The sequence below is a fragment of the Micrococcus sp. 093350064-1 genome, assembly GCF_053627955.1.
The window spans coordinates 239,532-253,091 of the sequence record NZ_JBSEYU010000001.1 but is presented as its reverse complement, the minus strand read 5'-3'; the positions used below and the strand labels follow the sequence as shown (position 1 = coordinate 253,091).

Annotated in this window: 14 protein-coding genes; 2 read left to right on the top strand and 12 right to left on the bottom strand. The window is 75.7% G+C overall.

Translation table 11 applies throughout. The features are described from left to right. Window positions 1-24: 24 nt before the first annotated feature. The 8 genes from ACUW6W_RS01165 to coaD form a co-directional block, all read right to left on the bottom strand. The gene (locus ACUW6W_RS01165; RefSeq protein WP_095347291.1) at window positions 25-1,197 is read right to left on the bottom strand and encodes a glycosyltransferase family 4 protein; all 1,173 of its coding nucleotides are present in this window, start codon (window positions 1,195-1,197) and stop codon (window positions 25-27) included. Beyond that, window positions 1,187-2,332 (bottom strand): LCP family protein, encoded by a 1,146-nt coding sequence (locus tag ACUW6W_RS01160; protein WP_095347292.1) that lies wholly within the window; start codon window positions 2,330-2,332, stop codon window positions 1,187-1,189. Before ACUW6W_RS01160 ends, ACUW6W_RS01165 begins: the two co-directional genes overlap by 11 nt. A 50-nt stretch (window positions 2,333-2,382) precedes the next feature. Next, window positions 2,383-3,300, bottom strand: a complete 918-nt coding sequence (gene mutM, locus ACUW6W_RS01155) for a bifunctional DNA-formamidopyrimidine glycosylase/DNA-(apurinic or apyrimidinic site) lyase (protein ID WP_454179644.1) — start codon at window positions 3,298-3,300, stop codon at window positions 2,383-2,385. Between the two features lie 4 nt (window positions 3,301-3,304). Further along, the gene (gene rnc, locus ACUW6W_RS01150) at window positions 3,305-3,967 is read right to left on the bottom strand and encodes a ribonuclease III (RefSeq protein WP_012750822.1); all 663 of its coding nucleotides are present in this window, start codon (window positions 3,965-3,967) and stop codon (window positions 3,305-3,307) included. A 73-nt stretch (window positions 3,968-4,040) separates the two neighbouring features. Continuing rightward, window positions 4,041-4,244 (bottom strand): 50S ribosomal protein L32, encoded by a 204-nt coding sequence (rpmF, locus tag ACUW6W_RS01145; RefSeq protein ID WP_002856390.1) that lies wholly within the window; start codon window positions 4,242-4,244, stop codon window positions 4,041-4,043. A 2-nt stretch (window positions 4,245-4,246) separates the two neighbouring features. After that, on the bottom strand, window positions 4,247-4,819 hold the full coding sequence (locus ACUW6W_RS01140; protein WP_002856392.1) for a YceD family protein: 573 nt from the start codon (window positions 4,817-4,819) through the stop codon (window positions 4,247-4,249). 174 nt (window positions 4,820-4,993) lie between these two features. Beyond that, on the bottom strand, window positions 4,994-5,908 hold the full coding sequence (gene galU, locus ACUW6W_RS01135; protein ID WP_159228093.1) for a UTP--glucose-1-phosphate uridylyltransferase GalU: 915 nt from the start codon (window positions 5,906-5,908) through the stop codon (window positions 4,994-4,996). 68 nt (window positions 5,909-5,976) lie between these two features. Further along, window positions 5,977-6,450, bottom strand: a complete 474-nt coding sequence (coaD, locus tag ACUW6W_RS01130) for a pantetheine-phosphate adenylyltransferase (protein ID WP_077365999.1) — start codon at window positions 6,448-6,450, stop codon at window positions 5,977-5,979. A 132-nt stretch (window positions 6,451-6,582) separates the two neighbouring features. Here coaD and ACUW6W_RS01125 point away from each other — a divergent pair, with 132 nt between their 5' ends. Beyond that, window positions 6,583-7,836: an aminotransferase class I/II-fold pyridoxal phosphate-dependent enzyme gene (locus ACUW6W_RS01125; protein ID WP_454179642.1), complete on the top strand. Its 1,254-nt coding sequence runs from the start codon at window positions 6,583-6,585 to the stop codon at window positions 7,834-7,836. A gap of 237 nt (window positions 7,837-8,073) precedes the next feature. Here the strand turns inward: ACUW6W_RS01125 and rsmD are convergent, their stop codons facing one another. From rsmD to ACUW6W_RS01105, 4 genes are read right to left on the bottom strand one after another with little or no spacing between them, the layout of a single operon-like run. Continuing rightward, window positions 8,074-8,637 carry a 16S rRNA (guanine(966)-N(2))-methyltransferase RsmD gene (rsmD, locus tag ACUW6W_RS01120; RefSeq protein WP_063190358.1) on the bottom strand — a complete coding sequence of 188 codons (564 nt, stop codon included), beginning with the start codon at window positions 8,635-8,637 and terminating at the stop codon, window positions 8,074-8,076. 3 nt (window positions 8,638-8,640) lie between these two features. Next, the gene (locus ACUW6W_RS01115) at window positions 8,641-10,833 is read right to left on the bottom strand and encodes an ATP-dependent DNA helicase RecG (RefSeq protein WP_122054211.1); all 2,193 of its coding nucleotides are present in this window, start codon (window positions 10,831-10,833) and stop codon (window positions 8,641-8,643) included. Continuing rightward, complete coding sequence (locus tag ACUW6W_RS01110; RefSeq protein WP_044659162.1) at window positions 10,823-11,863, bottom strand: DAK2 domain-containing protein; 1,041 nt, start codon at window positions 11,861-11,863, stop codon at window positions 10,823-10,825. The genes ACUW6W_RS01115 and ACUW6W_RS01110 overlap by 11 nt, the downstream gene beginning before the upstream one ends. Then, the gene (locus ACUW6W_RS01105) at window positions 11,860-12,984 is read right to left on the bottom strand and encodes an LCP family protein (protein ID WP_044659163.1); all 1,125 of its coding nucleotides are present in this window, start codon (window positions 12,982-12,984) and stop codon (window positions 11,860-11,862) included. Before ACUW6W_RS01105 ends, ACUW6W_RS01110 begins: the two co-directional genes overlap by 4 nt. Window positions 12,985-13,073: 89 nt before the next feature. Here ACUW6W_RS01105 and ACUW6W_RS01100 point away from each other — a divergent pair, with 89 nt between their 5' ends. Continuing rightward, window positions 13,074-13,553: a DUF3515 family protein gene (locus ACUW6W_RS01100; RefSeq protein ID WP_044659164.1), complete on the top strand. Its 480-nt coding sequence runs from the start codon at window positions 13,074-13,076 to the stop codon at window positions 13,551-13,553. The last annotated feature ends 7 nt before the right edge of the window (window positions 13,554-13,560 follow it).

Below are 13,560 nucleotides of genomic sequence, written 5' to 3'. Positions count from 1 at the left end.
CCTAGCAAGGGGCCGACGTCGGGCTCAGCGACCGGCGACGCGGCGCAGCAGTCGCTCGTAGCGGCGGGCCACGGCCGGCAGGTCGGCGTGGCGGCGCACCCAGTCGCGTCCGCCCGCGCCGACGTCGGTGCGGTGCGGGTCGTCCGCGAGCGCCGTCAGGTGCCGCACCAGGTCGTCCACGTCCGGGCCGATGACCTCGGCGCCGCCGGCCGCCTCGAGGGTGCGGGCGGCCTCCCCCGTCACCAGGCCCGTGACGTGCCGGCCGACGGCGAGCACCTCGTAGGTCTTGGAGGGCACGGTGTGCCGGAAGCTCGGCCAGTCGGGACGCAGGGCCACCACCAGCGTGTCCGCCCACGCGTACTGCTCGGCCACGGCCGCGCCGTGGACGGGTCCGAGGATCTCGGCCGGCGAGCCGAGCTCGGCGTTGCGGGCCTCCAGCGCCGGACGACGGGTCCCCTCCCCGACCAGCCGGACGCGCACCCCCGGCCGGGTGCGACGCAGCGTCGCCGCGGCGTCGACGAGCCGCTCGAGCCCCTGGCTCTCGCCCATGTTGCCCAGATACAGCACGTGGAGCTCACCGGCGGCCCGCTCGCGCCGCGGCGCCACCGCCAGGCGGGCCAGGTCCACGCCGTTGCCCAGGGTGCGGACCACCCGCACGCCCCGCCCGCGCAGCGTCTCCGCGAAGCCGTCCGTGACGGTCACCACGAGTCGGGCCGCGCGCTGGCCGCCGGTCACGACACGCTCCATCGCGGCGCCCAGCAGGCCCTGGTGGACCCCGGCCTCGTGGGCGAGATCCGGCCAGGCGTCGCGCATCTCCAGCACGAGGGGACGGCGCCAGAGGCGGGAGAGCACGACGCCGGGCACCACCACGGGCAGGGCGGGCACGGTGGCCACCACCACGTCCGGGCGTCGGGTGGCCATCCCGCGGGGGACGGCGAGCAGGGCGTGGACCACCGCCTCGGCGAAGCGGCCGTTGCGGCCGGCCTCCCCCAGGGGCAGGCGAGGCGTGGGCAGGACGCGTTCGCCGTCGGGCCCGGCGAAGGGGCGCACGCCCCCGGGCGCGACGACGTCGACGTCCCAGCCCGCCGACCGCAGCGCCGCCACGACCGCGCCCCAGCGACGCGCGGGCGGAGTGCGCTCGGGCCGGTAGGAGTGGGAGACCAGCAGGAGGCGGGGGCGGCGCGGCTCAGTCGTCACAGGGGTCCTCCCCGAGGGCGGGTGCGGGCGTGGTGCCGGTCAGCAGGGTCAGCACGGGGGCGGGCCCGCCGGCGGCCTGGGCCTTCTTCTCCTTCGTGGGCTCGTGCTCGTCGACATAGCGCTGGACGTCGTCGTCGGCGAGGGCGGACCGCAGGTCCGCCAGCTTGTCCTCGTCGAGCTCGACGATGGCGTCGCCGTTCGGCCCCTCCGCGAAGCCCTTGCGCGGCACCGTGAACATCTCGACGTCGTCGCCGCGGACGTCGCGCAGCTGCCACGCGAGCGAGGCGATCACGCCGGACGTGAGCCCCTCGTCCACACCGAGGTGGTCGGAGAACGTGGCGACGACCTCGGTGGTGCGGGCGGGATTGCCCAGGATCTGCGGGCTGAGGAAGCGGTCCATCGCCCCGGCCAGGTAGCGCTGCTGGTTCTCCACGCGGGTGACGTCGCCGTCGTCGAAGGCGTGCCGTTCGCGCACGTAGCGCAGGGCGGCGGTGTCCTGCAGCAGGATGTGCCCGCGCGGGTAGTACGAGGGGTTGGCCTGACCGGAGGAGAAGGCCTGCGGGTTGCAGACCTCGACGCCGCCCAGCGCGTTCGTCACGCCCCGGAAGCCCTGGAAGTCGACCTCCAGGACGTGGTGGATCGGCACTCCCAGCAGCAGCTCCACCGTGTCCACGGCGAGCGCGTAGCCGCCCGTGTCGAAGGCCGAGTTGATCTTCGCCTCGCCGTGGCCGGGCACGGTGACCCACGAATCCCGCAGCACGGACATGACGTAGACCTGGCGTCGGTCCGCGGGGATGTGCACGAGCATCATGGTGTCCGAGCGCTGGCCCATGTCCTGCTCGCCCTCGCCCTCACGGGAGTCGGAGCCCAGGACGAGCACGTTCAGCGGGCCGTCCCCGGCCGCCTGCTCGAGCGCCCCCACGTCCACCGTCTGTCGGTGGTCGTCGAAGGTGCGCCCGAGCGAGCCCGCGTACCAGGCGCCCAGACCGAGCAGCGCCGCGAGCAGGACGGCGAGCACGCCGACGACCCACGGCCAGCGCCGGCGGCGCCGCGAGACCGGCGGGGCGTCGTCGCGGGGGGACGCGGGACGCGGCAGGGGCTCGGGCGTCCAGGACGCGGCCGGGGGATGGCTCACTCGGGTCTCCTGCTCGAGGTCGGGGGTCAGGCCAGTCTACGGACGCCTCGTCAGGCGTCGGCCACCGCGGCCCGGCGACGGCGCGGCCTGGGCTGGCAGCGCGGGCACAGGTGGCTCGCCCGGTTCATGAACGGCTCGCGGACGATGCGGGAGTCGATCCCCTCGGCGGCGCAGCGGCGACACGGCTGCCCGGTGCGCCCGTAGGCCGCCAGGGAGCGGGCGAAGTAGCCCGATCGCCCGTCCACGTTGACGTAGAGCGCGTCGAAGCTCGTGCCCCCCACCTCCAGGGCCCGGCGCATCACGTCCTGGACGGCCGCCAGGAGGCGCAGCGTGTCCGCCCGGCGCATGCGCTCGGTCGGGCGCTCGGGGTGCAGGCGGGCGCCCCAGAGGGCCTCGTCCGCGTAGATGTTGCCGATCCCGGAGACCAGCGACTGGTCCAGCAGCGCGCGCTTGAGGGTGGAGCGGCGGCGCGCCAGGCGCGCGTGCACGGCCGCGGGGTCGAACAGCGGGTGCAGCGGGTCCAGGGCGATGTGGGCGGCCGTGGTGGGGATCCGCTCGCCGCCGGCGGCGTCGTCGGGCCGCAGCGCGTCGAGCCACCAGCCGCCGAAGATCCGCTGGTCCACGAACCGCAGCTCGCGGGCGGAGCCGTCCACGGCGGTGACGGGCAGGCGCAGGCGCAGGTGTCGCTGGTCGGCGGCCCCCGGTTCGTCCACGAGGATCTGCCCGCTCATCCCCAGGTGCACGACGACGGCGTCGTCGCCCTCGGCCAGGGGCAGCCAGAGGAACTTGCCGCGGCGAGCCGGCTCGGCCAGCCGGGCGCCGCGCAGCCGCTCCCGGAGGGCGTCCGCACCGCCGGGGCTGCGACGCAGCGAGCGGGGGTCGAGGACCTCGAGCTCCGCGGCGACGGCGTCCGTGGCCCACCGGGCCAGGCCGCGCCGGACGACCTCGGCCTCGGGCAGCTCCGGCACGGGCTCAGCGCCCCGCGGCCGGCAGATCCGCCTCGAGGGCGGGCCAGGAGGCGGCCGCGGCGTCCCGCTCGGCCTGCTTCTTGGAGCTGGCGACGGCGGAGCCGTACTCGCGCTCGCCGACGACGAGGGTGGCCCGGTAGCGGGGGTCGTGCGCGGGGCCCTGCCCCTCGATCGCGTAGCGGACGGCGCCGAGACCGTGGCGGCTGGCGGCCTCGGCCACGACCGTCTTCCAGTCGGTGCTCTCGCGCAGCAGGTCCGGCTCGTCCAGCAGCGGCACCACGTGGCGGTGCACGAGTGCGGCCGCGGCCACGGCCCCGTGGTCCACGTAGACGGCGCCGATGAGCGCCTCGAGGGTGTCGGCGAGGATCGAGTCCTTGTCCGCCCCGCCGGTGCGGCGCTCCCCCGTGCCCAGGCGCACGAACGGGCCGATGCCGATCCGGCGCGCCACCTTCGCCAGGGCACGCGTGGACACGACGGCGGCCCGGCGGCGGGCGAGATCGCCCTCGGCCAGGTCCGGGTACACCGTGAAGATGTGGTCGGTGACCACGTAGCCCAGCACCGAGTCCCCGAGGAACTCGAGGCGCTCATTGGTGGGCAGCCCGCCCTGCTCGTAGGCGAACGAGCGGTGCGTCAGAGCGCGTTCGAGCGTCCCGGCGGTGATGTGCACGCCGAGACGCTCGAACAGCTCTTCTGGCTCGGGCGCGGGCTCAGGCCCGCGGCGAGCCGACGGGGACGCCATCTCAGGCGTCGGCGACCTTGCGGCCCTTGTACTCGAAGAACAGGGGGGTGCCGGCGGCGTCGGTCTTCAGCTCGGCCTGGTGGGGCAGGCGGTACGAGACGCGACCGTTCTCGACGGACTTCACCAGGGCGGGCGCGGTGGCCTTCCACTGCGACCGGCGGGCACGGGTGTTGGCACGGGACATCTTCCGCTTCGGGACTGCCACGACTATCTCTCTTCTGTCTCGGTGATGGAGGTCTCTGAGGTGCCCGCGAGGTGGGCCAGGGCGGCCCAGCGCGGGTCCACGCGCTCGTGGGCGTGCCCCTCGGGCGCGTCCTCGAGGCGGATGCCGCAGTCGGCGCACAGGCCCTCGCAGTCCGGCCGGCACAGCGGCTGGAACGGAAGGGCGATGACCACGGCGTCCCGGAACACGGGTTCCAGGTCCACGGTCTCGCGCACCACGAGCGGCTGCTCGCCGGCGTCGTCCTCGGACGTGCCGGTGAGGTACAGCTCCTGCAGGTCCACGGTGATCCCCTCGTGCAGCGGGCGCAGGCAACGGCCGCACTCGCCCTTCAGGGTCGCGTCCGCGGTGCCGGTGACGAGGACGCCCTCGTGCACCGACTCCAGACGCAGGTCCAGTTCGACGGGGTCCCCCTCGGGGATCCCCAGCAGCGGCGTGGAGACGCCCGCGGGGGCGGGCCACTCGGCCGTCAGCTCGCGCTGGACTCCGGCCCCGCGCGTCAGATCGCGCACGGGGATCACCCACGGCGAGTCGGCGCCGTGGTGCTGGATGCTGTCCATGGTCGCTCCTCTCGGCGGGTGGGACGGCGGGGGTACACGGCCCGTCCGCACGCCCTCTGCGGGGGTGCGATGCGGCCTGGACACGGGTCCAGCCACGACGGACCGACAGCCCATCCTACCGGGTGGGTCCGCCTCGGCCAAAGCCGTCCGCGGTCCGCGCGTCGTCGGCCCGGCTCAGAGACCGGCGGTGAACTCCCGGAGCCAGGCCCGCAGGTCGGCCCCGAGGTCCTCGTGCCGCGCCCCGAACTCGATGACCGCCTGCAGGTAGCCGAGCTTGTCCCCCGTGTCGTAGCGGCGGCCGTCGAAGACGACGGCGTGCACGCCGCGGCCCTCGCCGTCCTCCGTGGCCAGCCTCTGCAGCGCATCGGTGAGCTGGATCTCCCCGCCGCGGCCGGGCGGGGTCTCGTCCAGCACGTCGAACACCTGCGGGGCCAGCACGTAGCGGCCGATGATCGCGAGGGTGGAGGGGGCGTCCTCGCGGGCCGGCTTCTCCACGAGGTCGGTGACGCGGACGACGTCGTCGCCCTCGCCCGGCACGGCCTGCACCGCGGCCACGCCGTAGGCCGAGACGGCCTCCTCCGGGACCTCCATGAGGGCGATCACGGAGCCGCCGAGGCGCTGCTGCACGTCGATCATGCGCTCGAGCAGCGCCTCGCCGTCGCCGATGATGTCATCGCCCAGCAGGACCGCGAACGGCTCCTCGCCGACGTGGCGGCGTGCGCAGTTCACCGCGTGGCCGAGCCCGAGGGCCTCGCCCTGACGGACGTAGTGGATGTCCCCCACCAGGTCCGACTCGTGGATCTGCGCGAGCCGCTTGGCGTCGCCCTTGTGCTCCAGCGCGGCCTCCAGCGCGGGATGGCGGTCGAAGTGGTCCTCGAGGGCCCGCTTGTTCCGGCCCGTGATCATCAGCACGTCCGCCAGGCCCGCACGCCGGGCCTCCGTCACCACATATTCGATGGCCGGCCGGTCCACCACCGGCAGCATCTCCTTCGGCATGGCCTTGGTGGCCGGCAGGAAGCGGGTGCCCAGGCCGGCGGCCGGGATGACGGCCTTGCGGGTGCGAGGGCGGGAGGGGGGCGGGACGGTCATCGGCGGTTCTCCTGCGGTTGATGCGGTGGGACGAGCGGAGGGGTGGCCCGCGGGTGGGCCGGGCGGGGTCAGGCCCCGCCGTCGAGGCCGCGCAGGACCGCGGCCGGGACGAACTCGGCGACGTCGCCGCCGAGTCCATGGACCTCCTTGATGAGCGAGGAGGACACGTGGGTGTACCGGGCGTCGGCCGGGAGGTAGACCGTCTCGACCCCGGTCAGGTGGCGGTTCATCGCGGCCATCGGTGCCTCGAACTCGAGGTCGGCGCCGCCGCGCAGCCCCTTGACGATCGCGTCCGCGCCGATCTGCCGGCAGAACTCGGCCAGCAGGCCCGGGCCCATGGGCCGGACCACGACACCGGCGAGGGAGGACACCGTCGCCTCGATCATGGCGATGCGCTCGTCCACGCTGAAGCGGTACGTCTTGGCCGGGTTGGCGGACACGGCGACCACCACCTCCTCGAAGAGGTTCGCGGCTCGCGCGATCACCTCGACGTGCCCCTTGTGGAGGGGATCGAACGAACCAGGGCAGACGGCACGACGCATGGGTGCCAGCCTAGCGGGGGCCGCGCCGAGCGGCGACGGACGCCCGTCCGGTCCGGCTCCGGCGCGTCGCGGTCGTGACGGACGCGGCATGCGCCGCCGTGTGCGGTCCGCGGCGATGGGTACAGTGCGGCCATGGACGGAACCCAGCCCACCCCCGGATCGGCACGGCACGACGTCGACGTGGACGCGCCGTGGCGTCGCACGGCGGCGGCCGCGGGCCTGCTCGGTGACGTCGGCCCCGTGCCCACCGTGTTCGAGACGATGACGGGCCTCGCCGTCGAGCACGGGGCCGTGAACCTCGGCCAGGGCTTCCCCGACGCCGACGGCCCCGACGCGCTGCTGCGGCTGGCGGCCGAGGCCGTGCTGGCGGGCCCCAACCAGTACGCCCCCGGCACGGGCGACCCCGTGCTGCGGCAGGCCGTCGCGGAGCACCGCCGGCGCCACTGGGGCGTGACGGAGGACCCCGCCACGCAGGTCATGATCACCACGGGCGCGACCGAGGGCATCGCCTCGACGGTCCTGGCGTTCGTGCGCCCGGGCGACGAGGTCATCACGGTCGAGCCGTTCTACGACTCGCACGCCGCCACGATCGCCCTGGCCGGCGGCCGGCACGTGAGCGTGCCGGTGGAGGCGCCGGACTTCCTTCCGGATCCGGCGCGGGTGGCGGACGCGATCACCGACCGCACGCGCCTGCTCATCGTGAACACGCCGCACAACCCCACGGGCGCGGTCTATCCGCGGGAGCTGCTCGAGGAGCTCGTGGCCCTGTGCCGGTCCCGGGGCGTGCTGATCCTCTCGGACGAGGTCTACGACCACCTCGTCTACGAGGGCGAGCACGTCAGCCTGCGCTCGGTCGCGGGCGCCGAGGACATCGCCCTGACGGTCTCCAGCGCGGGCAAGGCGTTCGCGGTCACCGGGTGGAAGGTCGGCTGGCTGACCGGCCCGGCCGAGCTCGTCGGGGCCGCGCGCGCCGTCAAGCAGTTCCTCACCTACTCCTCCGGCCCCGCCTTCCAGCGCGCGCTGGGTGCCTACCTGCCCACCGACAACGCCGAGCGGCACCTCGCCGGCCAGCGCGAGCGGTACCGCGACGCCCGGGATCGGCTCGTGGCGGGCCTGCGCGAGGCGGGCCTGGACCCGGTCGTCCCGGCGGCGGGCTACTTCGTCGTCGTGGACCTGGCCCCGTGGGGTGTGACGGACGCGGCCGAGGCCGCGGTGCAGTGGACGCGTGAGGCCGGCGTCACCGGCATCCCCGTGGGCGCGCTCTGCCGCCCGGACGGGGGCCACCTGCGGTCGTGGCTGCGGCTGGCGTTCTGCAAGTCCCCGGATGCGATCGACGAGGCGATGCGCCGCCTGGCCGAGGCGGCCCCGCGGCTGCGCGCGCCCTGACCCCCGACGCTTTCGTTGACGAAACGGCGGCCCCCAGAGCATTTTCGTTCGGGAAACGGCGGTCCCCGGAGCACTTGCGTTCGGGAAACGGCGGCCGCCGTGCTCGCGGTTCGGTGCTGAGCACAGTCCGTTCCGCCCTCTCGTCGCCCCAATGAGAACGGGACGAGACGCCGCCGTTTCCCGAACGAAAACGGGCCGAGACGCCGCCGTTTCCCGAACGAAAACGGGTGGGTGGGGTCAGCGCTCGTCCTGCCAGAGGTACAGGGCGGTCTCGCCGTAGACGCGCACCTCGACCTCCTCGAGGCCGCGCGGCCGGCGCGGCGCCGCGTCCCGGGCCGCCCGCTCCAGCACGAACAGCCCGCCCGGGGCAAGCCGCCCGGCCGCCGCCTCCAGCACGGCCTCGAGCGGCGCGCCGGCCACCGGGTACGGCGGGTCGGCCAGGATCAGGTCCACGGGCGCGGCCTCCGCCGCGAGCGCCTGCTCCACGCTCCCGGCGCGCACGCGCACGACGTCGGCCCCGCGCGCCCGGTTGACCAGCGCGGCGTTCGCGCGGCACGCGGTCACGGCCTTCCGGTCCCGCTCGACCAGCAGCACCGATGCCGCTCCGCGGCTGGCGGCCTCGCACCCCAGGGCGCCGGAGCCGGCGTAGAGGTCGAGCACGGCCGTCCCGTCCAGCCAGTCGCGGGCCTCGAGCCACGAGAACAGGGCCTCCTTGGTGCGGTCCGTGGTGGGGCGCGTGCCGGTGCCGGGGACGGCGGTCAGGGGCCGCCCGGCGGCCGCGCCGGCGATGATGCGGGACATGGCTCAGCCCTTCTCGAGGTAGTCGGCGGCGGTGAGGTGCTCGGCCTCCCAGCGGGCCACCTCGGCGGCGAGCGCCGGGTGGGCGGAGAGCCCGGGGCCGGCCGCCATCACGCGCGTGACGGCGTCGGCGGCCACGGCGATCAGCGGGGCGTCGGCGATGACGTCCACGTGGCGCAGCCCCGAGGCCAGCCCGGACTGGGCGGCGCCGAGCACGTCGCCGACGCCGCGCTGCGCGAGGTCCTCCTGCGCGATGCGCATGCCGTCCTGCTCCTGGGCCAGGACCTCGAGCCGGCGCAGCGACGGGTGCCCGTCCGGCAGGCGCGTGGCCAGCAGGCAGACCGCCGCCCCGGGCCCGCGGCCCACGCGGCCGCGCAGCTGGTGCAGGGTGGACAGGCCGAAGTCGTCGGCGTCGAGGATCGCCATGACCGTCGCGTTGGGCACGTCCACACCCACCTCCACGACGGTGGTCGCCACGAGCACGTCCGTCTCCCCGCGCGCGAAGGCCTGCATCGCCGCGTCCTGCTCGGCCTGGTCCATGCGCCCGTGCACGGCGTCGATCCGCAGCCCCGCCAGCGCCGGGAGACTCCGCAGCCGGGGTGTCATCTCCTCCACGTTGGCGTGACCCGGGTCGGCGTCGTCGGGGTCGATGCGCGGGCACACCACGAACGCCTGGTGGCCGGCCGCCACGTGCTCGGCGATCAGCTCCCACACCCGGCCGATCACGCGCGGGCCGTGGGCCATCCGCGCCACGTGCGTGGTGACCGGCTGTCGCCCCGAGGGCAGCCCCTCGAGCACCGACAGGTCCAGGTCGCCGAACACCGTCATCGCCACGGAGCGCGGGATGGGCGTGGCGGACATGACGAGCAGGTGCGTGCCGGGGTTGGCCCGCCGCAGGGCCTCGCGCTGGTCCACGCCGAAGCGGTGCTGCTCGTCGACGACGGCCAGGGCCAGCTCGGCGAAGCCCACCTTCTCGGAGAGCAGGGCGTGCGTCCCCACGGCGATCCCGGCCTCACCGGAGGCCAGGGCCAGCAGCGCCTCGCGGCGCGCGGTGGTCTTGAGCGAGCCGGTGACCAGCGCGACCCTCGTGGCCGGGCCGTCGCCGGCCCCGAGGGTGCCGGCCTCCGCGAGCGGGCCCATCAGGCGCAGCAGGGCACGGTGGTGCTGCGCGGCGAGCACCTCGGTGGGCGCCACCAGGGCGGCCTGGCCGCCGGCGTCCACGACCTGCAGCATCGCCCGCAGGGCCACGAGCGTCTTGCCCGCGCCCACGTCCCCCTGCAGCAGCCGGCTCATCGGGGCGTCCCGGGCCAGCTCGGCGGACAGCTGCTCCCCCACCGCCACCTGGCCGGGCGTCAGCGCGAACGGCAGGCGGGCGTCGAGGGCCTCGAGCAGGCCGCCGGGCCGCGGCGGGCGGGGCACGGCGGGCACCGCCCGCTCCCGGTCCCGGCGCCAGGCGAGCGCGGCCTGGACGAGCAGCGCCTCCCGCAGGGCGAGCGCGGTCCGCGCCGGCCCGGTGGCGGCGACGTCGTGCGGGGCGTGCAGGTCCCGGTACGCCTGGGCGGTGCCCGGCAGCGGCGCGTCCAGGTCGAGCGCCGCGGCGGCCTCCGCGCGGATCCGCTCGGTGAGCAGTTCCGGGATGCGGCCCAGGTCGACGGTCTCGAGCACCCGGGCGACGGCGGAGCGGACCGTCCACGACGGCAGCTTCCCCGTGGCCCGGTAGAGCGGGACCGGTCGCACGTCCACCTCCCCCGGGGCGACGTCGTCGTCCAGGAGGGCGAAGTCCGGGTTGTTCAGCGTGATCCGGCCGCGGTACTCGGTCGTGCGGCCCTGGAACATGGCGGTCATCCCGGGGGCGAGGCGGCGGCGGGCGTCGTGGCCGTTGAAGAAGGCCATGGACAGGCTCGCCCCCGGCACGCCCGCCACGGACGGGTCCGCGACGGTGACGTCCACGATGAACCCGGGCCGGCTGTGCATGCGCCGCGTGGTCACCGACTCCACGACGGCGACGACGGTCACCTCGGCGTCGTGCGGCAGCGCGGCGATGGGGGTGAGCTCGCCGCGCTCGATCCAGCGGCGCGGCACGTGGTCCAGCAGGTCCCCGACCGTGGTCAGCCCGAGCTCCTTCTCGAGGCGGGCGGGCAGCTTCCCGCCCAGCACCTCGGACAGGGGCAGGTCGGTGACGGGGGCCTCAGCGGCCATGGCACCCGTCCGGTGCGGCGTCGTCGCCGTGCGACGGCCCGGCCAGGTCGGTGACGGTCAGGCCCTCGACGTCGCCGGCGGCCCGCAGGGGGCCGATCGCGTCCTCGGCGCGGGGCACGTGCACGTGGACCCGCCACGGGACCCGGCCCTGCCCGTCACGGGCGGTCCCGAGGGGGGCCAGGATCACGGCGTCCCCCACGTCGGCCAGCCGTCGGCGCAGCTCGGCCGCGGCGAGCGGGGTGAGCGTCAGGGTGCCCATCACCTCGACGGCCCCCTCGGCCGGCGCCTCCGCCGCGGCGGCGGGCTCGCCCTCCGCGGCGTGGACGCCCTCGCCGTAGCCGGGGAGGGCGGTGGCCAGCTCCTCGTCCACGGGCGTGCCCGTCACGACGGCGCGCAGCGCCTCGAACACCCAGAGCAGCCCGACGGCACCGGCGTCCACGACCTGCGCCCCGGTCAGCGGGGCGAGCAACGACTCGGTCTCCTCCACGGCCTGCACGCAGTCGGCCAGCATGACGGTCACGGCCGGGCCGAGCCGCACGGCCGGGTCCGCGTCCCCGGCCACCGCGGGGGTGTCGGGGGCCTGGGTGGACGAGCGCGCGAGGCTGCGGGCGGCCGCGGAGAGCACCGTGAGGATCGTCCCCTCGCGCGGATCCGACAGGGCCTGCCGGGCGGCCCGGTCGGCGGCCCCGAATGCCGCCGCCAGGGCGAACGCGTCGACACGCTCCCGGCCGCGCAGGGGCTCGGCCATCCCCGCCAGGCTGACCGCCAGCAGCATGCCCGAGTTGCCCCGGGCCGAGTCCAGCGCGGCCGCCCCCGCGTGCGCGAGCACGGCGCCGGCGTCGTCCTGTGCGGGGCAGGCGTCGGCCGCGGTGCGGGCCGCCGTCAGCGTGGCGAGCATGTTCGTGCCCGTGTCCGCGTCCGGGACCGGGAAGAGGTTCAGGGCGTCGAGTCGCGGCGCGGCCCGGCCCACGAGCTCCTCCGCGAGCGCGAGCCAGTGCCGTACCAGTGACGGCCGGGACGGCGTGCTCACTGCGCGACGGCCTCCCCCAGGGTGCCGGTGCGGATGCCCTCGCCCAGGCGGGCGATCGCCGCCCAGTCCGGCCACACGACGTCCTCGCCGGTGTCCGTATAGCCCACGCCCACGGACGGCACCGTGCTGGTCACGATCGGGGCGTCGCGCGCGTCGCGCAGGGACCACGCCAGGTTCGCGAGGGTGCCGGAGTCGAGCTCGTCGTCGAGGGTCAGGAAGGGGGCGAACTCCTCGACGGCGGCCTGCACGCGGCTCGGGTCCGAGAGGGTGTCCCGCGAGAGGAACGCGGCCACGATGGCCTTGACCAGGCGCTGCTGGTTCTCCACGCGGTCGAAGTCGCTGCGCGGCAGGTTGTACCGTTCCCGCGCGTAGGCCAGGGCCTTGTCCCCGTCCATCTGCACGGTGCCCGCGGGGAAGTCGATGCCGCCGGTCGAGACGAAGGCGGCAGGGTTGTCCACGCTGACGCCGCCCAGGGCGTCCACGAGGCCCTTGAAGCCGGCGAGGTCCACGGCGATCACGTGGTCCACGCGTGCCTGGAACATGTTCTCCGCGGTGGCCACCGTCAGCGGGATGCCGCCGTACTGGTAGGCGGCGTTGACCTTGTGGTCCCCGTGCCCCGGGATCGGCACCCACATGTCACGCATGATGGACATGACCTGGATCTCGCTGCGGTCCCCGGGCACGTGGACCCACATGAGGGTGTCCGATCGGCCGGCGGAGTCACGGCCCTCCGCGCCCGCGTCCTCGCCGACGAGCAGCACGTCGAGGGCCTGCTCGTCCGCCTTCTCGTCCGCGCCCGGGGCGACGGGGCCCTGGGCGCCCTCGGCGGCCTGTTCCGCGTCCATGCCGGGCGGCGGCGCGGTGGGCTGCTGGGCGGACGCCCCCGCGGCGCCCGGGCGGCCCGACTCGGCGGGGAACGCGCCGCCGTCGAAGCGCTGGGTGTCCTGGTCGATGGTCCGGGCGATCCCGCCGACGTACACCGCCGCCGCGATGCCCACGGCCAGCAGTGCCACGAGCACGACCGCCAGGGCGATCAGCCACGGGCGGCGACGACGGCGGCGCCGCCCGACGGCGACGTCCTCCTGCGGGGGGCGGGGGCGGGGGTCCGCGGTGCTGCTCACGTGGGCTCCTGAGGCGGGGACGGGAACGGTCTCGCCCATGCTAGGGCACGGGCCCCCGCGGGTCCCGGCGCCGCGCGTATCCTGGGCGGATGGAATCCCGCCGTCTGCGTCGTCTCGTGCCCCTCCTGACCGCGATCGCCCTCGGCGCCACGGCCTGCACCGGACGGGTGGCCACGGTGGAGGCCGCGCCCCACGCCGCTGACCCGGCGTGTGCCCCGGCCATGGTGGCCATGCCCGACGCCCTGGGCGACCTCGACCTGCGCCCCACCGACAGCCAGGCGACGGCCGTGTGGGGCGACCCGGCCGCCGTCGTCCTGCGCTGCGGCGCCGAGGTCCCCGGCCCCACCACGGACCGCTGCATCTCCGTGGACGGGATCGACTGGGTCGTCCGGGACGAGGACGAGAACTGGCGGATCACCACCTACGGCCGTGACCCGGCCGTGGAGGTGCTGTTCGGCAAGGACCAGGCCAGCTCGGACACCGTGATGGTGGGCCTGTCCTCGGCGGTCGCGCAGATCGAGCCCAGCGGCGGCTGCGTCAGCGTGCAGGACGCCACACCCGTCGGCTGAGACCGGC

What these genes read in the sequence shown, in the direction of transcription:
- ACUW6W_RS01140 (WP_002856392.1), bottom strand. Translation starts at nt 4,819, where the DNA reads ATGGACAGCATCCAGCACCACGGCGCCGACTCGCCGTGGGTGATCCCC.
- ACUW6W_RS01115 (WP_122054211.1), bottom strand. Translation starts at nt 10,833, where the DNA reads ATGGCCGCTGAGGCCCCCGTCACCGACCTGCCCCTGTCCGAGGTGCTG.
- galU (WP_159228093.1), bottom strand. Translation starts at nt 5,908, where the DNA reads ATGACCGTCCCGCCCCCCTCCCGCCCTCGCACCCGCAAGGCCGTCATC.
- rsmD (WP_063190358.1), bottom strand. Translation starts at nt 8,637, where the DNA reads ATGTCCCGCATCATCGCCGGCGCGGCCGCCGGGCGGCCCCTGACCGCC.
- ACUW6W_RS01100 (WP_044659164.1), top strand. Translation starts at nt 13,074, where the DNA reads ATGGAATCCCGCCGTCTGCGTCGTCTCGTGCCCCTCCTGACCGCGATC.
- coaD (WP_077365999.1), bottom strand. Translation starts at nt 6,450, where the DNA reads ATGCGTCGTGCCGTCTGCCCTGGTTCGTTCGATCCCCTCCACAAGGGG.
- ACUW6W_RS01125 (WP_454179642.1), top strand. Translation starts at nt 6,583, where the DNA reads ATGGACGGAACCCAGCCCACCCCCGGATCGGCACGGCACGACGTCGAC.